Below are 25,468 nucleotides of genomic sequence, written 5' to 3'. Positions count from 1 at the left end.
CGCTTGCGCGCGCAGACCCGATTGCCAGTATTGTCGGCTGCCGCGACTTTCGCACGTTCCGTAGGCATGATCGCCGCTTAAGTCACCGGCCACTCACCGGTGTACGCAACGTCACAAACTCTTCCGCCGAGGTCGGGTGCACGCCGATGGTTTCATCGAAGAGGCGCTTGGTGGCGCCGGCCTTGAGAGCAATCGCCAGGCCTTGAATGATTTCTCCAGCGTCCGGCCCGACCATGTGCGCACCCAACACCCGGTCGGATTCGGCATCCACCACCAGCTTCATCAACGTTTGTTCCGGCGACTCGGTGAGGGTCAGTTTCATGGGCCGGAACCGGCTTTCGAACACCGCCACTTTGTGGCCTTGCTCCAGTGCCTGCTGCTCGGTCAGCCCCACCGTGCCAATGTTCGGCTGGCTGAACACTGCGGTCGGAATGTGGCGATAGTCCACTGGACGATACTGCTCGGGCCTGAACAAGCGACGGGCAACCGCCATGCCCTCTGCGGTGGCTACCGGCGTCAGTTGCACGCCACCGATCACATCACCCAGCGCCAGGATCGAAGGTTCGCGGGTCTCGAAATGCTCATTGACGGCGATGTACCCGGCCTCGTTGAGTTCAACGCGAGTGTTTTCCAGCCCCAGGTTATCGAGCATCGGCCGGCGCCCGGTGGCGTAGAAGATGCTGTCGGCTTCCAGCTGACGACCATCCTTGAGGATCGCCAGAAGGCTCCCGTCCGGCTGCTTGTCGATCCGCGCGATGTCGGCATTGAAATCCAGTCGCAGCCCGCGCCTGGTCAACTCTTCGGCCAAATGAGTACGCACCGATTGATCAAACCCGCGCAGGAACAGATCACCGCGATACAACAGGCGCGTGTCAGCCCCGAGCCCGTTGAAGATCCCGGCGAACTCGACGGCAATATAGCCACCGCCCACCACCAGCACGCGCCTGGGCAGTTGCTCCAGGAAGAACGCCTCATTCGAGGTGATCGCATGCTCGCGCCCCGGGATGTCCGGAAGCTGCGGCCAGCCACCCGTTGCAATCAAGATGCGTTCGGCGCTCAAGCGCTGGCCGTTTATTTCTACATGATGGGCATCGGTCAGGCGGGCGTGGCCTTCGAGCAAAGTGACGCCGCTGTTAACCAGTAGCTTGCGATAGACACCGTTGAGCCGTTCGATCTCACGATTTTTATTGGCGATCAATGTTGCCCAGTCGAACTGCGCTGTCGGGCCGGTCCAGCCAAAGCCTTCGGCCTGGTCGAAGTCGTCGGCGAAATGGGCGCCGTAGACCAGCAGTTTTTTCGGTACGCACCCCACATTGACGCAGGTCCCCCCCAGGTAACGGCTTTCGGCGACCGCCACTTTTGCACCGAACCCGGCGGCAAACCGCGCCGCACGCACACCGCCGGAACCGGCACCAATAACAAACAGATCGAAGTCGTGGTTCATTTCAATGCTCTGCATGGATTGCCCAATGGATAATCGAGAGCGCTGCATCGACCGCAAAGGCTCGATCGCGTCCACCGTCAGTCTCACCAGCAATCGGGTTTCAGAGAATGGGCAGGGATAGAACGACTTAATTGTCCTGGGTGAAACAATCCGCGATGCGCACGTCCCGGCCATGGGCTTCTTCGATGGAGCAATGCCCTGGAGGTACGCGTTGCCGGATTGAATCGAGCACAACACCGGTCGCATACGCTAACCTGACCCAGGACTCGCCGGGCGCTGCCCTCACCCATCAGATCAAGGCCTGCACGTTATGATCATCTCTTCTGCATCGGACTACCGCGAAGCGGCACGTCGCAAACTCCCCCGTTTCCTGTTCGACTACATCGATGGCGGAGCTTATGCAGAGCATACGCTGAGGGCTAACAGCGCCGATTTGAGTCACGTCAGCCTGCGCCAGCGGATCCTGAAGAATGTCGAAACCCTGAGCCTTGAAACCACCCTCTTCGGCCAGCGACAGTCGATGCCCATCGTGCTCGCCCCGGTCGGCTTGACCGGGATGTTCGCCCGCCGGGGCGAAGTGCAGGCGGTCAAGGCGGCGCAAAACAAGGGCATCCCGCTGTGCCTGTCGACGGTATCGGTGTGTTCGATCGAGGAAGTCACGGCCAACGCTCAACAGCCGATCTGGTTTCAACTGTACGTGTTGAAGGACCGGGGCTTCATGCGCAACGCGCTGGAGCGGGCGAAAGCCGCGGGGGTGCAGAACTTGGTGTTCACGGTCGACATGCCGACCCCCGGCGCGCGATACCGCGATGCCCATTCGGGCATGTCCGGCCCGTTCGCCTCGTCGCGCCGCATGCTCCAGGCCATGACCCGACCCAACTGGGCGTTCAACGTCGGCCTGATGGGGCGCCCGCACGACCTGGGCAATATCTCCAACTACCTGGGCAAGGCCGTGACGCTTGAAGACTACATGGGCTGGCTGGCCAACAACTTCGACCCTTCGATCAGCTGGAGCGACCTGGAGTGGATTCGTGAGTTCTGGAAAGGCCCGATGATCATCAAAGGCATTCTCGACCCCCAGGATGCCCGGGACGCGGTGAGTTTCGGCGCCGATGGCATCGTCGTCTCGAACCATGGCGGCCGCCAGCTCGACGGCGTGCTGTCGACGGCCAACGCGTTGCCACCAATCATGCAGGCGATCGGCAACGACTTGAGCGTGCTGGTCGACTCGGGCATCCGCTCGGGGCTGGACGTGGTGCGCATGCTGGCGCTCGGCGCGAAAGGCGTTTTGCTGGGCCGTTCGATGGCCTACGCATTGGCCGCCGATGGGCAACGCGGGGTGGAGAATATGCTGGATATCTTTGCCAGGGAGATGCGGGTGGCAATGACGCTGACCGGCGTGACCTCGATTGATCAGATTGACGAGTCGATTCTGGTGCGCGCTCAACCGACCTGATTCTTGCGGATACACCCAGTTCCCTGTGGGAGCGGGCTTGCTCGCGAATGCGGTGTCTCATTCAACCTACATGTCGACTGAAACGGCCTCTTCGCGAGCAAGCCCGCTCCCACATTGGAACATTTGCAGGACGCGGGATTGACCTAAGCCAATAGGTGTAAATCCAGCTGCGCAATATGCTCAGGCCCGATCCCGCAACACCCACCCACGATACTGGCCCCGGCCGCCACCCACGCCCGAGACCAGTGCAGATAAGCCTCCGGCCCCAGGTCGCGACGGATCTCCAGCAAGGTGCTGTTGGCCTCCGCCTCGGCGTTGACCGGCGGGAAAGCGTTGGCGTAGACGCCCAGCTCAACCGCCTGGCCGAGCGCCACAATGACCTCACGGGCCTCGGCCAACGCCGCCGCCATGACTTCCGGCTGGCTGCAATTGAACAACACCGCCGACGCCCCAAGGCTGGCCGCCGCGCGTACCGCGTCGGCCACCGGTTCCGTGGAGCGCAACCGCGGCGGCCCATCCACGTCATCCAGCAGCGTGAAGGACAGCCACAGCGGTTTGATGGCGATATCGAGATCGAGCGCCTCCACCACTGCCCGCACTTCAGCGATGGAGCTTTGGGTCTCCGCCAGCCAGACATCCACGTGCGCCTGCAATCCGGCGATCAGCTCGCGGTGGATCGCGACCGAGCGTTGATGATCAAACAGGTCCGGTCGATACGACCCGAGGGCCGGCGGAAGCGAACCGGCCACCGTGACCGCTTCGACGCTGCCAGACGCCGCCTGACGGGCCAGGCGCCCCGCCCGCTCAGCCAGGGTTCGCCCCTGCGCGGCAAAGCGCTCCTCACCGATGTGAAAAGGCACCACGGCGTAGCTGTTGGTGGTAATGATTCGGGCGCCGGCATCGATGAACGCCTGGTGTGCCTGCTGCACAAACTGCGGCGCTTCGATCAGCGCCAGCGCCGACCATTCCGGCTGGCGAAATGGCGCGCCGATGCGCTGCAACTCACGTCCCATGCCGCCATCGAGCAAGCGCAAGGAAGTGGCACTCATTGCGCGGCACTGACTTTCGGCGCCGAGGCGGTCAGCCATTGATCGACGGTGGCACCGTTGGCCTGGACCCAGGCCTTGGCGGCGACGTCAGCCGGTTGTTTTTCCTTCTCGATCTTCAGGATCAGGTCGTTGAGTTGCGCCGGCGCGATGGCGAAGTTGTGCAGGAACTCGGCAATTTTCGGTGCGCGCTTGTTCAAGGCCGCCGACGCCAGCACGTAGACTTTGGCATCCGGGAAGGCGCAGGTGATCTGGCTCTTGTTCAACCAGTCCGGGTCGACCGTCGGGCTGATGAACTTCCAGCAGCCATCGGCCTTGTACAGCGGGTCGCCTTTTTTGTTGTCCTGGGCATAACCGTCGAACGCGGGTTCTTCCAGGCGACGCAGGTCGAACGCCGAGAAGATCCAGTCCGGGGTGTAGGCATAGAACACCACGCCGCGCTGGGCCTTGTAGGCCGCCGCCAGCTTGGAGTAAGTCACCGCGGCTTCCGTGGACACCGATTCGAATTTATCGGCGAAGCCGTAATCCTTGGCCTTGATCTGGCCAATGTACGTTGACTCCCAGCCCGCAGGCCCGACCAGCAACTGGGCCTTGCCGCCACCCAGCGGTTCGAAGAGCTTGGCCACTTCCGGTTTTTTCAGGTCATAGATGGACTTGACCCCGTACTTGTCCTGCAAGTAGCCCGGGATGTAGAACCCTTGCTCTCCCGCATAGGGTTGAACGTTGGGGACCAATGACTTCGTGCCGGCGGTGACGTATTTGGCCCAGGCGGCCGACTGGTTCGGCAGCCAGATGTCGGTCAGCACGTCGACCGAGCCATCGCCTTTGGCAGCGGCACTGAACAGCACCGGGACATCCCCGGCCAGGTACGAGACGTCGCCATCGAGACGGGTCTTGATCACCTCGCCCAGGATGTGCTGAATGGCGATGGCACCGGTCCAGTTCTGCTCGCCAATGACGATTTTGTCCTTGGCCATGACGGTTGCTGGAAGAATCAGGGAAGTCAGCAGCGCAGCCGCGCCAAGCGTACGAGAGAAATGTGTCTTCACGATAAGTCTCACTGTTGATTGTGCAGGTGATCTTGCTTGCGCAAGCTCGATTGAATGATTCGATCCGGTATCAGCGCGCACAGCACGATCGCCACGCCGGCGAGCATGCCCTCGCCGCCCTTGATGTTGCGCAGCGCGGTCATCACGTCGTAACCCAGGCCGCCGGCGCCGATCAGGGCCGCCACCACCACCATCGACAGGCTCATGACGATGGTCTGGTTGATCCCCAGCAGCAATGAGCGGCGCGCCAGTGGCAACTGCACCTTGATCAGGGTTTGCCAGGGGCTGGCACCGTGGGCGACCGCCGCTTCGACGGCATCCTTGGGCACTTCCTGGATACCCAGCGAGGTCAGGCGGATCATCGGCGCCAGGGCAAAAATCACCGTCGCGATCACGGCCGGGGTCTTGCCGACCGAGAAAAACGCCACGGCCGGAATCAGGTAAACGAAGGTCGGCAGTGTCTGCATCACATCCAGCAACGGCGTGAACAGGCGACGCACCAGCGGCCGCTTCGCCAGCAGGATGCCGGTCGGCACGCCAAGGACCAGGGCGATCAGCACCGATGAGCCGACCAACGCCAGGGTGGCGATGGTGTGTTCCCAGAAACCGAACAGGCCGATGTACAACAAGGCCGCGCCGCTGGTCAGGCCCAACGCCGCGCCCGCCGAACGCCAGGCGAGAAACACCACGGCCAGCGCCGACACCGGCCAGGGCAGCCAGCCGAGCAGGTTTTCGATGCCTTCGATGACCGTACGCACGGCGACGATCACGCCGACGAACGCGCCCTCGAAGGTCACCTGGGACCAGCCGATGAATTGGTCGATGCTGTCCGCCGCCAGCAACAGCGCCTGGCGGTTTTCCGGGAACTGCAGCAACGCATGGGTGGTGTCAGGGGTGATCACGCGCCAGATCACCAGGGCCTGGCTCACCAGCAGCAGTGCCAGGGGCCAGCCCCAGCCCGCCCCTTCGCGCCGTGATGGCTGGCGGGTCAGCGACAGCGCCACATAGCGACTGGCGCCCAGCACGATCAGGGCCGCGAGCACCGCCAGCCAAGTCCCGCTGACAATGCCTTGGCCCAGCACGGCGAAGGCCGCGAGCTCGGCGGCAAACGTCAGCCAGAACGCCCCGCCCTTGCCTCGCGCCGCCAGGGCTGCCGGCCCCAGCAACAGCGCTTGCCAGCGCGACAAGCTGTGAACGGCGGATGGCTCACGGGGCTGGCGTGGCGCCGTCGCCGCACGAGCGCTGGCCGGGCTTTGCAATGGCGAAGGCGATGCCGTTGGCTGGCAATCGCGGAAAAACTCGGCGACTTCGGCGTCCGCAGGGTGCTCAAGCAATTGATCGGGGGTGCCCAATTGCACCAGGCGCCCCTGGCGCAGCACGGCGATGCGATCGGCGAGGCGGATCGCTTCGAGCGGATCGTGGGTGACCAGCAAGGTGCTGATGCCGCGTTCACGGGCCAGCTTCAGGAAATGCGTTTGCAGGTCGCGGCGGATGGTCGGGTCCAGGGCGCTGAACGGCTCGTCCATCAGCAGGATGTCCGGCTTGGTCACCAGGGCCCGGGCGAATCCCACCCGCTGTTGCATGCCACCGGACAGTTCATGGGGATAGTGCTCGCCCCAGCCGTCCAGGCCGACCGCCTGCAATTGCTCGGCGGCCGCCGCATGGCGCACCGACTCGGGCTCGCCGCGCAGCTCAAGGGGCAGCGCGACGTTGTCGAGGATCGTGCGATGGGGCAACAGGCCAAAATGCTGGAACACCATGCCGATGCGCCGCGACCGCAGCGCGCGTAGCGCCTGGTTGCTCAAGCCGCTGATGGCCTGTCCGTCGATCAGCACCTCGCCGCTGGTGGGCTCGATCAAGCGGTTGATGTGGCGCAGCAACGTCGACTTGCCGCTGCCGGACGTGCCCATCAGGCACAGCACTTCGCCGCGACGCACTTTCAGGCTGACGTTGCTGACCGCAGGCGCTGCCGACTGGCCTTTGCGCACATAGGCCTTGGTGATGTCGCGCAGTTCGAGCACGACATCGCTGTCATTGACGGGGTCGTCGACGGGTGCCGGAAATCTCTGCGAGGACTCGATCCGGTCAGTCGACAAAGAGGTTTGTATGATGGTCACAGGAGCTCCCGGCCCAGGGTAGGAAATTGGCCAAGCGCCAGGGTGTTAAACGTAGCGCTCTCAAGAACGCATAAAGCTAATCGATCTTAAAAAAGTTAAATAAATATCTTTTTGGAATTAGCTTAGGCTTCGCAAGCTTGATCAAGGCTGACCTGTGCCGTCCGGGGAGATACAGTGAGGCATCCACTCTGCACAACGCTGTCCAGTAGCCAACACACAAGGAATTGACCCGTGCGCATCGCCTTGCTCTCTGACCTCCACTTGTCCGTCGACCTGATGCCTTTCCCCGACGTGCAGGCCGACATCGTCGTGCTGGCCGGTGACATCGCCCGGCCGGCCAGGGCCATCGAATGGGCCAGGGCCTGCCCGGCCCCGATCCTGTATGTGGCGGGCAATCATGAGTTCTATGGCAGCGATCTGGCTTCAACCTATGAACAGCTCGACAGCCTGGCGCAAGGCACCGGGATCCGCGTGCTGGAGCGCTCGGAATACCTGCACGACGGCGTGCGTTTTCTGGGCTGCACGCTGTGGTCGGACTATCGCCTGTTCGACGATGCGCAGGATCGGGCCCGGGGTGTTGACCTGGCGACGCAGCTGATGCGCGACTTCAGCCACATCAGGATTTCGCCAGACTTTCCCGACTTGTTTACCCCGGCGCTGTCCCAGCTGATTTTCCTGCAGACCGTCGCCTGGCTGGACGAGTGCTTTCGCCGGGACAGCACGACGCCGACGGTGGTGATCTCACATTTCGCCCCGACACGGTCGAGCATCAGCCCGCAGTTTGCCGGCTCACCGATCAATGCCAGTTTCGTTTCGGATCTCCAGGCACGGATCCTGGAATGGCAGCCAGCCCTGTGGCTGCACGGGCATACCCATGGCAGTTTTGATTATCGGGTGGGTGAAACCCGAGTGGTCTGCAACCCGCGCGGCTACGCCAAAAATGGCGTGAACGAGAACCCCGGATTCGACAGCGCGCTGGTGATCGAGCTGGACAGCTGAAGCATCACACCCGGTGATTATTCATCCGGCTGCCAGATCAGGCCGTCGGGGCCCTGCTTCACCCCGTGCGCAGGGATCTTCGAGCTTTTGCGCACGATCAATTGCCCGCGCACCACGTCCTGGATCGCCGCCGTGTCAGGATTTTCCAGTTGCGCACAGATGATGCCGACCGCGCGGCTGACCATGGCGTGCACCGGTTGAACATAGGTGGTCAGGGAAAACACCGGCCAGGCGGCCATGCCGATGTCGTCGAAACCAACGATTGAGAGATCTTTGCCCGGCTGCAGCCCGAACTCTTCGCGGGCGACGTTGATGGCGCCCAGCGCCATGATGTCGTTCGCGCAAAAAATCCCGTCAGCGGGATGCGCGCTCGACAACAGGCGCCGCGTGGCCTCCATGGCGCCGTCGAACGTGTAGTGCCCCACTTCACGCGCTGGCGCCGGTTGCCCCAGTCGTTGCAGCGCGTCGATGAAGCCGCGCTCGCGATCACGGCTGGTCGAGGAGCTTTCCTTGCCGGCGATGTAGGCCAGCCGACGATGGTTGCCCGCCGCCAGGAATTGGGCAATTTCCATGCTGCCCTGGGCGTTGTCGCTGGTCACGCTGGAAATGCTGCTGCTGTCATTTCGACGATTGAGCAGCACCACCGGCAAGCCGGTCTGCTTGCACTCCAGGGCGAAGCGCGACGACAGGCTGGCCGAGACCAGGATCAATGCTTCAACGCGATAGCCCAGCACTTCTTCGAGGACCGGATCGGCGTCTTCGTGGTTCGCCGTGGAAAACAGCAGGACCCGATAGCCCAACTCCTCGAACGCCGCCGATAACGCTTCCAGCACCGCTGAATAAAAGGGGTTCTCCATGCTCGGGGCGACGACGCCGATCAGGTTGGAGCGGCGCTTGATCAACGAGCGAGCCCATTGATTGGGCCGGTAGCCGAGGGCGGCGGCGGCCTCCTCGACCTTGCTGCGCGTCTTCGCCGAAACACTGGCGCCCTTGGTGAAGGTTCGCGACACCGCCGACTGCGACACACCCGCCAGCCTGGCGACATCGTGGGCCGTGATCGGGTGCCGTTGGGGGTCGTTGGAATCAGCCATTTGCATCTCAGCCCGGAGTTGAAAGGCCGATCATACCTGCCATTCAAACCGAGGTGTGCGCCCTGCCCGTTTCGCCGCTGAACAGGGCAAACCCGTCCGGGAAATTTCAAGAGTTTTCGACTCCCCCCTTTTCATCCGCCCAGGGAATGGCTTAGCATTGCCTCGAATTGCATACGTATGCAAAAACCCAAAACAACAACGTGCAGGACTCCATCACATGGCAATCTGGCTCAAAAAAGGCGCAGAAGCGTCCGTCATCAAATCGGCTGCCCGCGAAGTACGCGACACCGTTGAAAAGACCCTGGCCGACATCGAAGAACGTGGCGACGCCGCCGTACGTGAACTGTCCATTCGCTTCGACAATCTGGATCGCGAGGACTACCGGCTCACCAGCGCCGAGATCGATGCCTGCATGGCGCAGCTGACCAAACGCGACATCGCCGACATCGAATTCGCCCAGACCCAGGTGCGCAATTTCGCCCAGCACCAGCGCAACAGCCTGCGCGACCTGGAAGTCGAAACCTTGCCGGGCGTGGTCCTGGGCCACAAAAACATCCCGGTCAATGCCGCCGGTTGCTACGTGCCGGGCGGCAAGTACCCGCTGCTGGCTTCGGCGCACATGTCGGTGATCACCGCCAAGGTGGCCGGTGTGCCGCGCATCATCACCTGCGCCCCGCCGTTCCACGGCAAACCCGCACCGGCCATTGTCGCGGCGCAGCACATGGCGGGTGCCGATGAGATTTACTGCCTGGGCGGCATCCAGGCGATCGGCGCCATGGCCCTGGGCACCCAGGCCATCAAGCCGGTGGACATGCTGGTCGGCCCGGGTAACGCGTTTGTCGCCGAGGCCAAGCGTCAACTGTTCGGTCGCGTGGGTATTGACCTGTTCGCCGGCCCGACCGAGACCCTGGTGATCGCCGACGAATCGGTCGATGGCGAAATCTGCGCCACCGACCTGCTCGGCCAGGCCGAACACGGCCCGGATTCGCCGGCGATCCTGCTGACCACCTCGGAAAAACTGGCCCGCGAGACCATGGCCGAGATCGAACGCCTGCTGCAAATCCTGCCGACCGCAGGCATTGCCCGCCAGGCCTGGGAAAGCTTTGGCGAAGTGATCGTGGCCGAGGACGAACAGGAAATGCTGGCCATCGCCAACGACCTGGCGTTCGAGCACGTGCAAGTGATGACCCGCGACCCGGACTTCTTCCTCACCCACATGCGCAACTACGGCGCGCTGTTCCTCGGCCCGCGCACCAACGTGTCCTACGGCGACAAGGCCATCGGCACCAACCACACCCTGCCGACCAAGAAAGCGGCGCGCTACACCGGCGGCCTGTGGGTCGGCAAATTCATCAAGACCTGCACCTATCAGAAGGTCATGACCGACGAAGCCAGCGCCCTGATCGGTGAGTACTGCTCGCGCCTGTGCGCGCTGGAAGGGTTCGCCGGCCACGGCGAGCAGGCCAACATCCGCGTGCGTCGCTACGGTCACAAGCACGTGCCGTACGCCGGCATCGCCGAGTAACACCCGCCTGGCTAAAAAGGGCCGCGCCACGGGCGCGGCCCTACAACAATAAATCACAGCCAATGCGCAGTCCGTCGCTCGCTTGCTCTGCGCTGCAGGCTCAGCCTCAAAGGACATCCCATGAGTGTCATCATCGCCCTGTTGGCGCTGTTCGCGTTAATGCTCGCTGCCTACCGGGGCTATAGCGTCATTATCTTCGCGCCCCTCGCGGCGCTCGCTGCCGTTTTGCTCACTGACCCCAGCGCGGTTGCCCCGGCGTTCAGTGATATTTTCATGGACAAGATGGTCGGCTTCATCAAGCTCTACTTCCCGGTGTTCCTGCTCGGCGCCGTGTTCGGCAAGCTGATCGAGTTGTCCGGTTTTTCCCGTTCCATCGTCAAATCCGTCATTCATGTGCTCGGCAGCAGCCAGGCCATGCTGGTCATCGTGCTGGTCTGCGCGCTGCTCACCTACGGCGGCGTTTCGCTGTTTGTCGTGGTGTTCGCGGTCTACCCCTTCGCGGCGGAGATGTTCCGCCAGAGCAATATTCCCAAGCGCCTGATGCCCGCGACCATTGCCCTGGGCGCCTTCACCTTCACCATGGACGCGTTGCCGGGTTCGCCGCAGATCCAGAACATCATCCCCACCACCTTCTTCGGCACCACGTCCTGGGCAGCGCCCTGGCTGGGCGTGCTGGGTTCGCTGTTCGTACTGATCGGCGGCATGCTGTACCTCGAACACCAGCGTCGCAAGGCGCAACGCGCGGGTGAAGGCTACGGCCACGATCTGCGCAACGAACCGGAAACGCCGCAGGACATCGCCCTGCCGCACCCGCTGGTGGCGCTGCTGCCGCTGCTGCTGGTCGGCGTGATGAACCTGGCCTTCACCCACTGGATTCCGCACTGGTACGGCAGCGTTTATGAAATCGACCTGCCCGGGCTCAAGGCGCCGATCCAGACCCAGGTGTCGAAAATGATCGCCATCTGGTCGGTGCAGGCGGCATTGCTGGTGGGGATCGTCACGGTCTTCCTGTTCAGCTACCGCACCATCGTGCGCAAACTGGCCGAGGGCAGCCGGACCGCCGTGAGTGGCGCCATGCTCGCCACCCTCAATACCGCCTCGGAATATGGTTTCGGTGCGGTGATCGCCGCACTGCCCGGCTTCGTCGCGGTGGTCGAGGCGCTGAAGGTGATCCCCAATCCCCTGGTCAACCAGGCCATCACCATCAACCTGCTCGCCGGCATCACCGGATCGTCGTCCGGCGGCATGAGCATTGCCCTGGCGGCCATGTCCGACACCTTCATCGCATCGGCCAACGCCGCCCATATCCCGCTGGAAGTCATGCACCGCGTGGCGGCAATGGCCGCCGGCGGCATGGACACCCTGCCCCACAACGGCGCGGTCATAACCCTGCTGGCGGTCACCGGCCTGACCCACCGCCAGGCCTATAAAGACATCTTCGGCATGACCATCTTCAAGGTACTGGCGGCGTTTTTCGTGATCGGCGTGTACTACGCGACCGGGCTGGTCTGATTCGCCAACGCACAAAAAACGGCAACCCCAGGGTTGCCGTTGTTGTTTCAGATGCGGTTGCCGGGCAACTGGCTCACGATCCGGCCGCCGGGTGCAGCAGCATCACATCGACATGCCGGGACGTAGCCAGACCTGAACACGCCACAAATCCCCTGTAGGAGCGAGCAGGCTCGCGATGGTCGCCAACGATAACGCGCCCTGCCTGAATGAACGCGGTGTCTGGCCGTCCATCGCGAGCCTGCTCGCTCCTAAAGGGAATCGGCTTGAGTCAAATGATCACGGGCCGTCTCCAGGATTTGCGCTGAAAGTGCCGGGCGCGAGACCATTCTGGAAAAGGTCAGCGCCCCCATCATGGTGCAGAAGGCGACAATTGCCCGGGCCCGTGCCGTGTCGCCCTCCTCCGTGGCCGAGTGTGCAGCCAGCAGTTCGATGACCCGTTCCAGCCCCGCCGTCGCCACTTCCTTGACCGCCTCGTGACTGCGGGCCAATTCGCAGCCCAGCGCCGCATAAGGGCAACCGGTTCCCAGCGCCTCCCGGTGTTCGGTTGAAAGGTAGGCACTCACCACCGCATCGAATCCACCGTCGCCAGCAACCTCCTCCAGCCCCGACACCAGCGTATCGACCGCCACCTCGCACGCTTGCGCCACGACCTGATCCTTGGATTCGAAGTGCTTGTAGAAACCGCCATGGGTCAGCCCCGCCGCCGCCATCAGGCCCGAGAGGCCCGTGCCGTCTATGCCGTTCTGGCGAAACTCGACGCTGGCGGCCTCTACGATCCGCTGCCGGGTTTCGGCTGTTTCCTGCCGTGATTTGCGCATGCAAAGCATCCTGATGAATGGTGTTTGACTTTAGATGTTGATCAGCATCTAATTTGAATTACGAACATAATATATTTCATCCAGCATCGCAAACCGAGGTGATCAACATGACCCAAGCCACTATTCTCGTCACCGGCGCCACCGGAGACACCGGTCGTAGAACCATCGAAATCCTGACCGCCAAAGGCGTGCCGGTCAGGGCACTGGTACGCCAGGAAGATGAGCGCAGTGCAGCGCTTCGCGCAATGGGCGCCGAGGTTGTGCCCGGTGATCTGCTGGATTTGAATGCCGTGCGCAGTGCCCTCGAAGGCATTCGTACCGCCTACTTCGTCTACCCGATCGCTCCGGGCTTGATCGACGCCACGGCACGCTTCGCCCAAGCGGCGAAAGAGGCTGGCGTCGAAGCGGTCGTCAACATGTCGCAGATTTCCGCACGGCGCGTGGCCAAGAGTCAGGCGGCGCTGGATCACTGGACGGCGGAACGGGTGTTCGACTGGTCCGGCCTGGCCATGACCCACCTGCGTCCGACCTACTTCGCGCAGTGGCTGCTCTACCCGCACTGGCGTGCCCATATCCTGGAACAAGGCCAGATCCGCCTGCCCTTCGGTGAAGGCCGTCACGCCCCGATCGCCGCCGAAGACCAGGCCCGCCTGATTGCCGCCATTCTCCTGGATCCGCTGCCGCACCAAGGCAAGCGCTACAACCTTCACGGCCCGGTGGAACTGAGCCAGCAAGGCGTCGCCGATGCCATCGGTGAAGTGCTCGGGCGTAAGATCAGCTATCAACCCATCAGCCTTGAAGCGTACAAACAGGAACTGCTCGACGCCGGTTTGTCGGCGTTCCTCGTCCAGCACCTGGGGGAAGTCGCCCTGGACTACCAGCATGGCGTGTTCGCGGGCGAAGACAGCATCATCCGCGAGGTGACGGGCGAGGCGCCGATGACCGTGCAGCAATTCGTGACCCTGCACAAAGAACTGTTCAATGCCTGACGCAGCCAGGGTGAGTGCCTTGATCGGGCACTCACCCTGGCGGCAATGCCTGAGAGGAACGTGCGATGAACCCTGAGATTGAGTTGTACGGCGCGAACACCGGCAACAGCGTGAGGGCGGCAATAGCCCTCGAAGAAGCGAACATTCCTTACACGGCGCGGCCTGTGGATCTGCGTGCGGGCGAGCATCGCGACCCGGCGTTCCTGGCGCTGAATCCGGCCGGAAAAGTCCCGACCCTGATAGACCGGACGTTGACACCCGCGCAGGTGATCAACCAGTCCAACGCCATCATCCAGTACGCGGACAGCAGAGCCCCGGGGCGACTGTCGCCCGCGCAGCATGGGCCCGGGCGCGACAAGGTCATGGATCGCTATTTCTTTTTCGTCACCGACATCATCGCCCCCAGCCATGCCGCTTTTTTCCTGCGTCAGGCTGGCCTCAACGATGCTGCCAACCTGATTGATCGGCGTGTGATCGAGCAATTCGGCCTGGCGGAAAGCTTTCTCACAGGAGCATTCATGGCGGGCGATCAATTTTCCATGGCGGATATCTCGGCCTTCACACTGGCCACATCAATCCGCGACCGACTGGACTGGAGATCCCTTGTGCGCCTGGCGCGGTGGTTCGATACCGTTGAGGCCAGGCCGGCGGTGCAGCGGGGGTTGAATGTGTTTCGCGATCTGGCGGGGTGAGTGGGTTTTGGCTGGGGCTTGGGATGGGATGGTGTGTATATCCGTTGCTGCGGTAACGGCGGCTTATGGTTCCGCTCTTACAGCGGGTTACTTGGAAAAGCGCCAAGTAACCAAGCGCTCTTGCCCCACCACTCGGTGCCTCGCTCTGGCTCGGCATGCCCAAACGAAGGCATTGCTCCGTGGGTCGCCGCGATGGGCCATCCCTGGCCCAGCGCGGCTAAACCGGCATCCATGCCGGTTTCCCCACTGCGCAATGCCTGCGTTCGGCCAGCGTGGTTTAACGGGGCGCCCAGATCAAAATCAAAAGCCAAGCGAGGCGGCCTTATAGCCGACCTGGCGTTGGCTGGTGTACGCAACCCCCTGTAGGAGCGAGCCCTGCTCGCGATGGACGTCAACGATAACGCGCGCTGTCTGAATGATTTGCGGTGTCTGGACGTTTTTCGCGAGCATGCTCGCTCCTACAAGGGGATGCGTACGGAGCGAAAAGCAGGTCGGCTTTAAGGCCGCCTCGCTTTGGCTTTTCGCGGTGAACGCCCCCTCGTGAGGCCGAGCGCAGGTTCTGCGCAGTGGGTAAACCGGCATGGACGCCGGTTTAGCCGCGCTGGGCCAGGGATGGCCCATCGCGGCGGGCCCTGTAGGAGCGAGCATGCTCGCGAAAAACCCGAGGGCACCACGGGGTGTCAGGCTCTGCGCGTCATCGTTGACGACCATCGCGAGCATGCTCGCTCCTACAGGCTTCTCCAAGTAACCCGCTGTAAGAGCGGAACCCTAAGTGGCCGTTACCGCAGCAACGGATATGTACACAAACCCAAATCCAGATGAACAGCCTCCCCCCTCAAATCAACAACGCCAACGTATCAAACAACGCCACATCCTCCGCCCGCGCCGACCGCGCACGACGGCGAATCACCTGCAGCAGGCAATCGACAAAACACTGCGCAGCCACCCCCAGCTGCGCATTGCGCGGCGTGACGATACCGATGACGTCAGTCGCGAAGGTTTCGGCCAAATCCAGCCGCGCGACGCGCTCCCGATAGATCGGCACCGTGAGCATGGGCTCTGGAAAGTAGCTGAGCATGTCGGTCTGCTCGATCAGCGACAACGTCAGTTGCGGCGAATGCGCCCGGTGGATGTGCTGCATGTCGATCTGCGCGCCGTGCTGCCAGAACAACTCGGTCATCAAGCCTTCGTGACTGGCATCCGGGTAGTTGACCACCCAGTCCTGATCCAGCAATTGATGGATGGAACGGCTGGCGCGCCGAGGATGATCACGGCGGGCGACCACGGCCATCCGGTAGGAAAAGATCGGCTCGCTGACGAACTCCGGGCGTGGCAGCAGCGACGACACCAGCCCGACCGCAAACTCCATGGTGCCGTCGCGTAATCGCGGCAACGTCACCGCCATCAACCCTTCGAAAATCTCCAGGCGTACCTTCGGCATCCGTTGGCGGAACAGGGTGACGACGTCCGGCAACAGCGTCATGCCCATCCACGGTGAAATGCCCAGGCGCAGCTGCCCCTGTGCCTGGTCGCTCAGGTGCGCCAGCTCCAGCTGCGCACGCTCGAGTTGGCTGAGCATCTGCCGCGCATGCTGCAACAGCGACTGGCCGTACTGCGTCAACACCACCCCGCTGGCATTGCGCACCAGCAATGGCAATTGCAGCTGTTCCTCCAGCTCACGCAGCGCCTTGGCCACCGCCGTCTGCGAGACCTCAAGTTGCCGGGCCGCCGCACGAATGCTGCCGCAGTCGGCAATCATCACCAGCGCCCGCAGTTGATGCAGCTTCATCCCTTCCTCCTGACTCCAGGGTGTAAACCAACGGTTTTCAGCCCCGCTTTTTTGCGACTGCCGCGGCATTCGCCAACTCATTAGGATCGCAGGGTAACAGTCGGACACCCGAAAAAGACCCATAAAAAAGAGGATTTCCTGATGCTCAACCTGCCTGCGCTGCCCGGTATCCGCGCGCTCGAAGAAGAGATGATCGCCCTGCGTCGCCACATCCACGCTCACCCGGAGTTGAGTTTCGAAGAGTTCGCCACGGCCGATCTGGTGGCCGGCAAACTCGAGGAATGGGGCTACCAGGTGCACCGTGGCCTGGGCGGTACGGGCGTGGTCGGATTGTTACGCCAGGGCCAGGGCGACAAGATGATCGGCCTGCGCGCCGACATGGACGCGCTGCCGATCATCGAACAAACCGGGTTGCCCTACGCCAGTCGCCACGAAGGGGTGATGCACGCCTGTGGCCACGACGGTCACACCGCCATGCTGCTGGCGGCGGCAAAATACCTGTCCGAGAGCCGCGCGTTCGACGGCGCGCTGGTGGTGATTTTCCAGCCGGCCGAGGAAGGTGACGGCGGCGCCCGGCGCATGCTCGATGACGGGCTGTTCGAGCTGTTCCCGTGCGATGCGGTGTTCGCGATGCACAACATGCCGGGCCTGCCCGTCGGCAAACTCGGCTTCCTGCCGGGGCCGTTCATGGCCTCGACCGACACGGTGACGATTCGCGTCGACGGTGTCGGCGGCCACGGCGCCATGCCCCATAAGGCGGTGGATCCGGTGCTGGCGGGGGCGGCGATCGTGATGGCGCTGCAAAGTATCGTCGCGCGCAATGTCGATCCGCTGGACACGGCGGTGGTGACCGTCGGTGCATTCCATGCCGGGATCGCCGCCAATGTGATTCCCGATCACGCCGAGTTGCAGCTGAGCGTGCGCGCCCTCAAAACCGAAGTACGCGATGAGCTGATCGCCCGCATCACCGCCGTGGCGCAGGCTCAGGCGGCCAGCTTCGGGGCGCGTGCCACGGTCGATGTCGACGAGGCGCAACGCTTTCCCGCGCTGTTCAACCATCCGCAAAGCACCGAATTCGCGCGCCAGGTGGCGCTGGACTGGCTCGGCGAAGCGGGACTGATCCCGAACATGAAACCGCTGACCGGCAGCGAGGATTTCGCGGTGATGCTGGAGCGCTGCCCCGGCTGTTACCTGCTGATCGGCAACGGCGATGGCGAAGGCGGTTGCATGGTGCATAACCCCGGCTACGACTTCAACGACGACTGCCTGGCGACCGGCGCCAGCTATTGGGTTCGCCTGGTCGAGACCTTCCTCGCCTGATCCCCGCCCTCGCCTACTGGAGTTCGTCCCATGTCCACTGCCGCTTCGACTGCCCTGCCTGCAACCGATGTCAGCCGCCGTCCGATAGGCGCACGCGCCATCGCCGCCATCACCATCGGTTCCGGGCTTGAGTTCTACGATTTCTCCGTCTACAGCTTCTTTGCCACGCTCATCGGCCGACAGTTCTTCCCGGTCGAGAGCACCCTGGGGCAATTGCTGCTGTCGCTGGCCACCTTCGGCGTTGGCTTCGGCATGCGCCCCATCGGCGGCCTGGTGCTGGGCGCCTACGCCGACCGGGTCGGGCGCAAGCCGGCGATGATGCTGACGCTGTGGCTCATGGCCCTGGGCTCGCTGATGTTCGCCATCGCGCCCACCTACGCGCAGATCGGTATCGCCGCCCCGGTGATCATCGTGCTGGCGCGGCTGATCCAGGGCTTCGCCATCGGCGGTGAAGTCGGTGCCTCGACCGCGATGCTGATGGAGTACGCCGACGACAACAATCGCGGCTTCTATGGCAGCTGGCAGCTGTTCAGCCAGGGCCTGAGCTTCCTGCTAGGCGCGCTGGTGGCGCTGGCCTTGAGTTCATCGTTGCCTGCCGAAGCCCTGGAAAGCTGGGGTTGGCGCTTGCCGTTCGTGCTGGGCATCCTGGTGATACCGGTGGGTGTCTACATCCGCCGCCATCTCAAGGAAACCGCCGCCCAAGCCACGCACGAAGAAGCATCCGGCATTCGCCTGATCTTCACCCGCCATCGCCGAACCATCATCACCGGTGTGTTGTTGGTGATTGGCAGTACCGCGTCCAGCTACATCGTGCTGGACTACATGACCAACTACACGGTCACGGTGCTGCACCTGCCGATGACGATGGGCACCATCGCCGCCTGTCTCGGTGCGCTGGTGCAGATCAGCCTGTCGATCTGGGCGGGCCGGCTCAGCGACCGCATCGGCCGTCGCCGCACCATCGCCCTGGGCGCCGTGCCGATGCTGTTGCTGATCTATCCGGTGTTCATGCTGATGAATCAGTACCCGACGCTGCTGACACTGCTGGGCGTCTCGGTGTTCACCACCCTGCTGCTGGTGTTGATCACCGTGCCGACACTGGTGCTGGTGACGGAACTGTTTCCGCGCTCGATCCGGGCGACCGGCCTGTCGATTGTCTATTGCCTGGGCGTCTCGGTGTTCGGTGGTTTCGCGCAGTTCTTCGCCACCGGGCTGATCAGCCTGACCGGCAACAATAACGCGCCGGCGCTGTACGTGATGCTGTGCCTGAGCCTCACGCTGGCGGGCCTGGCCATGGTCAGGGAAACCGCCGGCAAGCCGCTGGCCAACTGAGCACCTGACGCCGTCGAGGGCGGTGTCGGGCACGATGTCCTGCTGGACCCGGATATCATGCGCCGCAAGGTTGCGCGCCAGCATCACACCGCCGCTACTTGAAAAAATGACTGGGCGTGGTGCCGAACTGCTTTTTGAACATGGTGGTAAACGCGCTGGGGCTGTCGTAGCCCAGCGCCCCGGCCACATCGATGATTTTCTCGCCGACGGCAATGCGTTCCAGGGCCAGCAACAGCCGCGCCTGCTGGCGCCACTGGCCGAAGGTCATGCCGGTTTCCCGATGAAACAGGCGCTGGATGGTCTTCGCATCCAGGTTCAGCCGCCCGCTCCAGTCCGACAGCGTCGAACCGTCGCCCGGGTCCTGTTGCAGGGCCCCGCAGATCACCTGGATACGGGGATCGGCCGGTTGCGGCAGGTGCAGTGGCAAGGTCGGCAACAGCGTAAGTTCGTCGACGATCAAGCGCAGGATCCTGGCTTCGCGCGAGTCGGCATCCACCGGTGACGCGATGGTCACCGAGGTCTTGATCAGCTCGCTCAGCAGCGCGGAAATGCTCACGGCCCGGGTTTCAACGGGAAGTTCTGGAAACTGGTCAGGCCGCACGAAGACGCTGCGCATCTTCAACGCGCCAACGCAGCGAATCGAGTGCACGTGCCCGCAGGGCATCCAGATCGCACGACTCGGCGGCACCGTCCACTGGTTCAGCCCCGAGTGCACCACCATCACGCCCTCGATCGCGTAGATCAGCTGATGCTTGGCGTGACTGTGGGGTTCGATGAACCAGTTTTCCGGGTAATCGGTGGCACTGGTGCACACCGCCCAGTCCACTTCGTCCATGGCGACCAGAAATTCTTCAAGTGATTGGATCATGATTCCCTTTTTGCGATAGGAGTCGCCCGGATTGCGCGAGACAGGCAATTTTTCGAAATCTAGCATAGCGCCAGACCTACGCAATGCCCTTTTTTCCTGACCTGGATGATGTGCGATGTCCTCAATGACGACCCCTTCGGCCACCGCCCCGGTGGCCAGCCAGACCAGCCCCCTGGTGATGCGCGTGATCACTGCCTGCGCCCTGGCCCACCTGATTAACGACCTGATCCAGGCCGTGCTGCCTTCGATCTATCCGATGCTCAAGGCCAGCTACGGCCTGACCTTCACCCAGGTGGGCCTGATCACCCTGACCTTCCAGCTCACCGCTTCGCTGCTGCAGCCCTGGGTCGGCTACCACACCGATCGCCATCCAAAACCCTGGTTGCTGCCGACGGGGATGGTCTGCACGTTGATCGGCATCCTGATGCTGGCCTTTGTCGGCAGCTTCCCGGCGATCCTGGTGGCCTCGGCGCTGGTGGGCATGGGTTCCTCGGCCTTTCACCCGGAAACTTCACGCATTGCGCGCCTGGCCTCGGGCGGTCGATACGGCCTGGCGCAGTCGACGTTCCAGGTCGGCGGCAACGCCGGCAGCGCCTTCGGTCCCTTGCTGGCGGCGGCGATCATCATTCCCTACGGACAAGGCAACGTGGCCTGGTTCGGCCTGTTTGCGGCGTTTGCCATCCTGGTCTGCTATGGCCTGAGCCGCTGGTATCGCAGCCACTTGAACCTGTTCAAGCTCAAGCAGGGCAGCAAAGCCACCCACGGCCTGTCGAAACAACGCGTGACCTTCGCCCTGGTGGTGCTGGCGCTGCTGGTGTTCTCCAAGTATTTCTACATGACCAGCTTCACCAGCTACTTCACCTTCTACCTGATCGAGAAATTCGACCTGTCGGTGGCCAGTTCGCAGCTGTACCTGTTCCTGTTTCTCGGTTCTGTGGCGGCGGGCACCTTCTTCGGCGGTCCTATCGGCGACCGCATCGGGCGCAAGAAGGTGATCTGGTTCTCCATCCTCGGCGCCGCCCCCTTCACCCTGGCGCTGCCCTACGTCGACCTGTTCTGGACCGGCGTACTGAGCATGATCATCGGCTTCATCCTCGCCTCGGCGTTCTCCGCCATCGTGGTCTTCGCCCAGGAGCTGGTACCGGGCAATGTCGGCATGATCGCAGGGGTGTTCTTCGGGCTGATGTTTGGCTTTGGCGGTATCGGCGCGGCATTGCTGGGGCATCTGGCGGATATTCATGGCATCGAGTACGTGTATGCGCTGTGCTCCTATCTGCCGTTGTTGGGGATCCTGACGATCCTGTTGCCGTCTACCAAGGGGGTTTGAGGCAGCCTGGAAGCGGACCTGGTTTTGGCGGGTGCCCGATCCCACAGGAAATGGGGCCGATGCCGGCCGGGGGGTACATATCCATTGCTGCGGTAACGGCGGCTTATGGTTCCGCTCTTACAGCGGGTCACTTTGGAAAAAGCCCCAAAGTAACCAAAGGGCTCTTGCCCCACCACTCGGTGCCTCGCTCTGGCTCGGCATGCCCGAACGAAGGCATTGCTCCGTGGGTCGCCGCGATGGGCCGTCCCTGGCCCAGCGCGGCTAAACCGGCATCCATGCCGGTTTCCCCACTGCGCAATGCCTGCGTTCGGCCAGCGTGGTTTAACGGGGCGCCCAGATCAAAATCAAAAGCCAAAGCGAGGCGGCCTTAAAGCCGACCTGATTTCACGGATGTACGCGTTCCCCTGTGGGAGCGAGCCTGCTCGCGAAGGACGTCAACGATAACGCTGGCTGTCTGAATGAGCGCGGTGTCTGGGCGTTTTTCGCGAGCAGGCTCGCTCCTACAGGGGAACGCGGCCCCACCTGCAATCAGGTCGGCTATCAGGCCGCCTCGCTTTGGATTTTGCGGTGCACGCCCCCTCGTAAGGCCGAGTGGAGGTTCTGCGTAGTGGGTAAACCGGCATGGATGCCGGTTTAGCCGCCCCCGGCCATGGATGGCCGATGGCGGCGGGCCCACGGAGCAGGACCGGAACGAGGGCATGCCGAGCCTTAGCGAGGCACCGAACGACAGGGGCAAAAGCGCTTGGTTACTTGGCGCTGTTCCAAGTAACTCGCCGTAAGGGCGAAACCACCAGCCGCCGTGACCGCAGCAACGGATATGTACCCCACCCCACACCGCCCCGCCATGTATCGAAATGTATCTACCCCCCCACCCCGATACATAAGCTTTCACCCGCCCGCTTTTCTGAAACAGCCCAGACACCTCCCCACGCTTAACTGTGCGCCAAGGTTGAAGACACTCGATACCCGGCCTTCAACGCGAACGACAGGCTATACCTGTCGGTACCTCTTTCCACGCCCCCCACGTTTGACAGGAGAACCCCACATGCAAGTGCAGTCGTCGAAAGGTCATTCCGGCAAAACACGCCGCCACCTGGTGGGCCCTTCTGTCCTCGCGTTCGCTTTGATGCAGCTAGGCGCACTCGCCGCCACCAACGCTCACGCCAGCGCCGCCACGCCTGCGGCCGTCACCGCGCCGGCCACCGCGGACGCGCCGTTCGGCCCGCTCAAGCACGTCAACGCCGGGCTGCTGAACGTGGCCTACGCCGAAACCGGCCCGGCCGATGGCCCGGTGGTCATTCTGCTGCACGGCTGGCCCTACGACATTCACAGCTATGACCAGGTCGCCCCGTTGCTTGCGCAGAAGGGTTACCGGGTGCTGATGCCCTACGCACGGGGCTATGGCGATACCCGTTTCCTGTCGGACAAGACCGTGCGCAACGGCCAGCCCGCCGCACTGGCCAGCGATGTCATCGACTTCATGGACGCGCTGAAGATCAAGCAGGCCGTGCTCGGTGGCTACGACTGGGGCGCGCGCTCGGCCGATATCGTCTCGGCGCTCTGGCCTGAGCGGGTGAAGGCGCTGGTCTCGGTCAGCGGCTACCTGATCGGCAATCAGGCGGCCGGCAAGAATCCGTTGCCGCCCAAGGCCGAATTGCAGTGGTGGTACCAGTTCTACTTCGCGACCGACCGTGGTCGCGCCGGCTACGAAAAAAACACCCACGACTTCGCCAAGTTGATCTGGCAGCTGGCTTCGCCGCAATGGGCGTTCGATGACGCCACCTTCAATCGCAGCGCCGCCGCCCTGGACAACCCCGACCATGTCGACATCACGGTCTTCAACTACCGCTGGCGCCTGGGCCTGGTCCAGGGTGAAACGAAATATGACGTCCTTGAGCAGAAACTCGCCAAGGCGCCGTCCATCAGCGTGCCGACCATCACCATGGAAGGCGACGCCAACGGCGCACCGCACCCCAAAGCCGAGGATTACCGCCAGCGCTTCACCGGCAAGTATGAGTATCGACTGATCAGCGGTGGCATCGGCCACAACCTGCCGCAGGAAGATCCGCAGGCCTTTGCCAAGGCCATCATCGACGCCGACCACCTCTGATAGCGCTTCGGCAGCCGACCTGGGCGATCCGTGGTTTTTCTCGAAAACTGAATAAACGCTTCTGAATTATTCAGTTTTCGAAATGTTCGCTCAAGACTACCTTGGCGCGATGTCCGGCAGCCCTTGGGCGGATCGACAGATCGCAGCCTGCGGCAGCTCCTACAATGTCCGGGTGCAAACCCGATTCTGTAGGAGCTGCCGCAGGCTGCGATCTTTTGATCTGCCAGGGCTCGCTAAAACGGCAACCCGTCAATGTACGATTCGAGGTAACTCCCATGTCTGAACAAACCCTGGCTGTGCACGCGCCCTACACCGGTGCGGTCATCGGTCATGTGGCCGTTTCCAGCGAAGCCGAAGTCGAGCAGGCCTTGAGTGTCGCCCATGGCCTGTTCCGCGACCGCGGCCAGTGGCTGTCCATGCCTCGGCGCATTGAAATCCTCCATCGTGCCGCCGGGTTGATTGCCGAGCGCAAGGTCGAGATCGCGACGCAAGCGGCCAGCGAAGGCGGCAAGCCGTTCAAGGATTCGCTCGCCGAAGTCGAGCGCGGCATCGACGGCATCCTCAACAGCATTGAAGTGTTGCGCACCGAGGGCGGTCACGTGATTCCCATGGGCGTCAACGCGGCCTCGGCCAACCGTGTGGCGTTCACCCAGCTTGAACCGATCGGCGTGGTGGCGGCCGTCTCGGCGTTCAACCACCCGTTCAACCTGATCGTGCATCAGGTGATTCCGGCCATCGCCGTCGGCGCGCCGGTGATCGTCAAACCGGCCGCCAACACCCCCCTCAGCTGCCGGACGCTGATCGATATCCTGGTCGAGGCCGGCCTGCCCCAGGGTTGGGCACAAATGGTGCTGCCGTCCGACAACGCCATCACCGGCAAACTGGTGTCCGATGCCCGGGTGGGTTTCTTCAGTTTCATCGGTTCGGCCGCAGTGGGCTGGATGCTGCGCTCGACCCTCGCCCCGGGCACCCGCTGTGCGCTGGAGCACGGCGGTGCGGCACCGGTGATGCTGGCCGCCGATGCCGACCTCGATGACGCCCTGCCGCGCATCGCCCGTGGCGGGTTCTTCCACGCCGGGCAGGTTTGCGTCAGCGTGCAACGGATTTTCTGCCACCGCAGCATCGCCGAACAGGTCGCCGAGCGCCTGGGCCAGCTGGGCGTTGCCATGGTGGTCGGTGACCCGACCGACCCGCGCACCGACGTCGGCCCGCTGATCGCCGAGCGTGAAGTCAAACGCGTGGGCCAATGGGTCGATGAAGCCGTCGCCGGGGGCGCGCGCCTGGTTTCCGGTGGCCGGGTACTGGACAACAACTGCTACGCGCCCACCGTGCTGCTCAATCCGTCCATCGATTCGAACGTGATGCAAAAAGAAGTGTTCGGCCCGGTGGTGGCGGTGTACGCCTACGACGATCTGGCCGACGCGATCCAGCTGGCCAACGCCCTGCCCTACGCCTTCCAGGCCGCGGTATTCACCCAGGACCTGGACACCGCCATGCAGTGCTACCAGGACCTGGACGCCACGGCGGTGATGGTCAATGAAAGCAGCACCTTCCGCGTCGACTGGATGCCGTTCGCCGGGGCACGCCTGTCCGGGCATGGCGTGGGCGGGATTCCCCACACCATGAAGGACATGCAGGTCGAGAAGATGATGGTCTGGCGTTCTCGGGCGGTGCGGGGGTGAGAGCCGCGATGGGTCAAAGCGAGACGGCCTCAAAGCCGACCTGACGTTGGCTGGTGTAGACGTTCCCCTGTAGGAGCGAGCCCTGCTCGCGATGGACGTCAACGATAACGCGCCCTGTCTGAATGATCGCGGTGTCTGAGCGTTTTTCGCGAGCAGGGCTCGCTCCTACAGGGGAACGCGCATGCCCGTGAATCAGGCCGCCTCGCCAGGCTAAAGTGAACGACCTCCGGGGTTTGACACGAACGGCAATGGCGCCACAAAAGAGACCCGCTACACTTCTCTGGCTCCGCCGCCGCTGCACA

The 25,468-nt window shown here is 63.0% G+C and carries 20 protein-coding genes; 11 read left to right on the top strand and 9 right to left on the bottom strand.

Annotation, left to right across the window (positions count from 1 at the left end; all coding sequences use genetic code 11):
- Positions 1 to 82: 82 nt before the first annotated feature.
- A complete protein-coding gene (gene gorA / locus F8N66_RS03095; protein ID WP_150769217.1) occupies positions 83 to 1,444 on the bottom strand; it encodes a glutathione-disulfide reductase in 1,362 nt (453 codons plus the stop codon).
- Between the two features lie 310 nt (positions 1,445 to 1,754).
- On the opposite strand from gorA, the gene lldD reads away from it, so the two are divergent.
- The gene (gene lldD, locus F8N66_RS03090; RefSeq protein WP_150768765.1) at positions 1,755 to 2,900 is read left to right on the top strand and encodes an FMN-dependent L-lactate dehydrogenase LldD; all 1,146 of its coding nucleotides are present in this window, start codon (positions 1,755 to 1,757) and stop codon (positions 2,898 to 2,900) included.
- 143 nt (positions 2,901 to 3,043) lie between these two features.
- Here the strand turns inward: lldD and F8N66_RS03080 are convergent, their stop codons facing one another.
- The 3 genes from F8N66_RS03080 to F8N66_RS03070 are packed head-to-tail and all read right to left on the bottom strand — an operon-like array spanning position 3,044 to position 7,076.
- A complete protein-coding gene (locus tag F8N66_RS03080) occupies positions 3,044 to 3,949 on the bottom strand; it encodes a homocysteine S-methyltransferase family protein (protein WP_150768764.1) in 906 nt (301 codons plus the stop codon).
- Positions 3,946 to 4,995, bottom strand: coding sequence for a glycine betaine ABC transporter substrate-binding protein (locus F8N66_RS03075; protein WP_412070710.1), 1,050 nt, complete (start codon positions 4,993 to 4,995; stop codon positions 3,946 to 3,948). The genes F8N66_RS03080 and F8N66_RS03075 overlap by 4 nt, the downstream gene beginning before the upstream one ends.
- Positions 4,996 to 5,003: 8 nt before the next feature.
- Positions 5,004 to 7,076, bottom strand: coding sequence for an ATP-binding cassette domain-containing protein (locus tag F8N66_RS03070; protein WP_224790440.1), 2,073 nt, complete (start codon positions 7,074 to 7,076; stop codon positions 5,004 to 5,006).
- A 267-nt stretch (positions 7,077 to 7,343) separates the two neighbouring features.
- Here F8N66_RS03070 and F8N66_RS03065 point away from each other — a divergent pair, with 267 nt between their 5' ends.
- Positions 7,344 to 8,111 (top strand): metallophosphoesterase, encoded by a 768-nt coding sequence (locus tag F8N66_RS03065; protein ID WP_150768761.1) that lies wholly within the window; start codon positions 7,344 to 7,346, stop codon positions 8,109 to 8,111.
- Between the two features lie 17 nt (positions 8,112 to 8,128).
- On the opposite strand, the gene F8N66_RS03060 is transcribed toward F8N66_RS03065, so the two are convergent.
- Positions 8,129 to 9,202, bottom strand: coding sequence for a LacI family DNA-binding transcriptional regulator (locus tag F8N66_RS03060; protein WP_150768760.1), 1,074 nt, complete (start codon positions 9,200 to 9,202; stop codon positions 8,129 to 8,131).
- A 217-nt stretch (positions 9,203 to 9,419) separates the two neighbouring features.
- Here F8N66_RS03060 and hisD point away from each other — a divergent pair, with 217 nt between their 5' ends.
- Both hisD and F8N66_RS03050 read left to right on the top strand, forming a co-directional pair.
- Positions 9,420 to 10,727, top strand: coding sequence for a histidinol dehydrogenase (gene hisD / locus F8N66_RS03055; protein ID WP_150768759.1), 1,308 nt, complete (start codon positions 9,420 to 9,422; stop codon positions 10,725 to 10,727).
- A 120-nt stretch (positions 10,728 to 10,847) separates the two neighbouring features.
- Positions 10,848 to 12,239, top strand: a complete 1,392-nt coding sequence (locus tag F8N66_RS03050; RefSeq protein ID WP_150768758.1) for a GntP family permease — start codon at positions 10,848 to 10,850, stop codon at positions 12,237 to 12,239.
- Between the two features lie 248 nt (positions 12,240 to 12,487).
- On the opposite strand, the gene F8N66_RS03045 is transcribed toward F8N66_RS03050, so the two are convergent.
- Complete coding sequence (locus F8N66_RS03045) at positions 12,488 to 13,057, bottom strand: TetR/AcrR family transcriptional regulator (RefSeq protein WP_150768757.1); 570 nt, start codon at positions 13,055 to 13,057, stop codon at positions 12,488 to 12,490.
- 107 nt (positions 13,058 to 13,164) lie between these two features.
- Here F8N66_RS03045 and F8N66_RS03040 point away from each other — a divergent pair, with 107 nt between their 5' ends.
- Complete coding sequence (locus tag F8N66_RS03040; protein WP_150768756.1) at positions 13,165 to 14,046, top strand: NmrA family NAD(P)-binding protein; 882 nt, start codon at positions 13,165 to 13,167, stop codon at positions 14,044 to 14,046.
- Between the two features lie 65 nt (positions 14,047 to 14,111).
- Positions 14,112 to 14,738 carry a glutathione S-transferase family protein gene (locus F8N66_RS03035; protein WP_150768755.1) on the top strand — a complete coding sequence of 209 codons (627 nt, stop codon included), beginning with the start codon at positions 14,112 to 14,114 and terminating at the stop codon, positions 14,736 to 14,738.
- A 300-nt stretch (positions 14,739 to 15,038) separates the two neighbouring features.
- Here the strand turns inward: F8N66_RS03035 and F8N66_RS31440 are convergent, their stop codons facing one another.
- Positions 15,039 to 15,188 carry a hypothetical protein gene (locus F8N66_RS31440; RefSeq protein WP_191622883.1) on the bottom strand — a complete coding sequence of 50 codons (150 nt, stop codon included), beginning with the start codon at positions 15,186 to 15,188 and terminating at the stop codon, positions 15,039 to 15,041.
- Between the two features lie 385 nt (positions 15,189 to 15,573).
- Positions 15,574 to 16,527 (bottom strand): LysR substrate-binding domain-containing protein, encoded by a 954-nt coding sequence (locus F8N66_RS03020; RefSeq protein WP_150768753.1) that lies wholly within the window; start codon positions 16,525 to 16,527, stop codon positions 15,574 to 15,576.
- Positions 16,528 to 16,668: 141 nt separating this feature from the next.
- On the opposite strand from F8N66_RS03020, the gene F8N66_RS03015 reads away from it, so the two are divergent.
- Both F8N66_RS03015 and F8N66_RS03010 read left to right on the top strand, forming a co-directional pair.
- Complete coding sequence (locus tag F8N66_RS03015) at positions 16,669 to 17,847, top strand: M20 aminoacylase family protein (RefSeq protein WP_150768752.1); 1,179 nt, start codon at positions 16,669 to 16,671, stop codon at positions 17,845 to 17,847.
- 30 nt (positions 17,848 to 17,877) lie between these two features.
- The gene (locus F8N66_RS03010; RefSeq protein ID WP_150768751.1) at positions 17,878 to 19,179 is read left to right on the top strand and encodes an MFS transporter; all 1,302 of its coding nucleotides are present in this window, start codon (positions 17,878 to 17,880) and stop codon (positions 19,177 to 19,179) included.
- Positions 19,180 to 19,273: 94 nt separating this feature from the next.
- On the opposite strand, the gene F8N66_RS03005 is transcribed toward F8N66_RS03010, so the two are convergent.
- Positions 19,274 to 20,047, bottom strand: coding sequence for an AraC family transcriptional regulator (locus F8N66_RS03005; protein WP_150768750.1), 774 nt, complete (start codon positions 20,045 to 20,047; stop codon positions 19,274 to 19,276).
- Between the two features lie 115 nt (positions 20,048 to 20,162).
- Here F8N66_RS03005 and F8N66_RS03000 point away from each other — a divergent pair, with 115 nt between their 5' ends.
- The 3 genes from F8N66_RS03000 (at position 20,163) to F8N66_RS02990 (ending at position 25,166) form a co-directional block, all read left to right on the top strand.
- Positions 20,163 to 21,374: an MFS transporter gene (locus F8N66_RS03000; protein WP_150768749.1), complete on the top strand. Its 1,212-nt coding sequence runs from the start codon at positions 20,163 to 20,165 to the stop codon at positions 21,372 to 21,374.
- A 1,045-nt stretch (positions 21,375 to 22,419) separates the two neighbouring features.
- Positions 22,420 to 23,484: an alpha/beta fold hydrolase gene (locus F8N66_RS02995; protein WP_150768748.1), complete on the top strand. Its 1,065-nt coding sequence runs from the start codon at positions 22,420 to 22,422 to the stop codon at positions 23,482 to 23,484.
- A 275-nt stretch (positions 23,485 to 23,759) separates the two neighbouring features.
- Positions 23,760 to 25,166, top strand: a complete 1,407-nt coding sequence (locus F8N66_RS02990; RefSeq protein ID WP_150768747.1) for an aldehyde dehydrogenase family protein — start codon at positions 23,760 to 23,762, stop codon at positions 25,164 to 25,166.
- Positions 25,167 to 25,468 lie beyond the last annotated feature (302 nt).

Source organism: Pseudomonas fluorescens, from assembly GCF_902498195.1.
Classification (GTDB): Bacteria; Pseudomonadota; Gammaproteobacteria; order Pseudomonadales; family Pseudomonadaceae; genus Aquipseudomonas; species Aquipseudomonas fluorescens_BU.
Note: the sequence above shows the minus strand (reverse complement) of the source record. Positions and strands in the feature narration are given on the sequence as shown.

Excerpts from the sequence above, each read along its gene's own strand:
- gorA (WP_150769217.1), bottom strand. The coding sequence starts at position 1,444 with ATGAACCACGACTTCGATCTGTTTGTTATTGGTGCCGGTTCCGGCGGT.
- lldD (WP_150768765.1), top strand. The coding sequence starts at position 1,755 with ATGATCATCTCTTCTGCATCGGACTACCGCGAAGCGGCACGTCGCAAA.
- F8N66_RS03080 (WP_150768764.1), bottom strand. The coding sequence starts at position 3,949 with ATGAGTGCCACTTCCTTGCGCTTGCTCGATGGCGGCATGGGACGTGAG.
- F8N66_RS03060 (WP_150768760.1), bottom strand. The coding sequence starts at position 9,202 with ATGGCTGATTCCAACGACCCCCAACGGCACCCGATCACGGCCCACGAT.
- hisD (WP_150768759.1), top strand. The coding sequence starts at position 9,420 with ATGGCAATCTGGCTCAAAAAAGGCGCAGAAGCGTCCGTCATCAAATCG.
- F8N66_RS03050 (WP_150768758.1), top strand. The coding sequence starts at position 10,848 with ATGAGTGTCATCATCGCCCTGTTGGCGCTGTTCGCGTTAATGCTCGCT.
- F8N66_RS03045 (WP_150768757.1), bottom strand. The coding sequence starts at position 13,057 with ATGCGCAAATCACGGCAGGAAACAGCCGAAACCCGGCAGCGGATCGTA.
- F8N66_RS03040 (WP_150768756.1), top strand. The coding sequence starts at position 13,165 with ATGACCCAAGCCACTATTCTCGTCACCGGCGCCACCGGAGACACCGGT.
- F8N66_RS03035 (WP_150768755.1), top strand. The coding sequence starts at position 14,112 with ATGAACCCTGAGATTGAGTTGTACGGCGCGAACACCGGCAACAGCGTG.
- F8N66_RS31440 (WP_191622883.1), bottom strand. The coding sequence starts at position 15,188 with ATGCTCGCGAAAAACGTCCAGACACCGCAAATCATTCAGACAGCGCGC.
- F8N66_RS03020 (WP_150768753.1), bottom strand. The coding sequence starts at position 16,527 with ATGAAGCTGCATCAACTGCGGGCGCTGGTGATGATTGCCGACTGCGGC.
- F8N66_RS03015 (WP_150768752.1), top strand. The coding sequence starts at position 16,669 with ATGCTCAACCTGCCTGCGCTGCCCGGTATCCGCGCGCTCGAAGAAGAG.
- F8N66_RS03010 (WP_150768751.1), top strand. The coding sequence starts at position 17,878 with ATGTCCACTGCCGCTTCGACTGCCCTGCCTGCAACCGATGTCAGCCGC.
- F8N66_RS03005 (WP_150768750.1), bottom strand. The coding sequence starts at position 20,047 with ATGATCCAATCACTTGAAGAATTTCTGGTCGCCATGGACGAAGTGGAC.
- F8N66_RS03000 (WP_150768749.1), top strand. The coding sequence starts at position 20,163 with ATGTCCTCAATGACGACCCCTTCGGCCACCGCCCCGGTGGCCAGCCAG.
- F8N66_RS02995 (WP_150768748.1), top strand. The coding sequence starts at position 22,420 with ATGCAAGTGCAGTCGTCGAAAGGTCATTCCGGCAAAACACGCCGCCAC.
- F8N66_RS02990 (WP_150768747.1), top strand. The coding sequence starts at position 23,760 with ATGTCTGAACAAACCCTGGCTGTGCACGCGCCCTACACCGGTGCGGTC.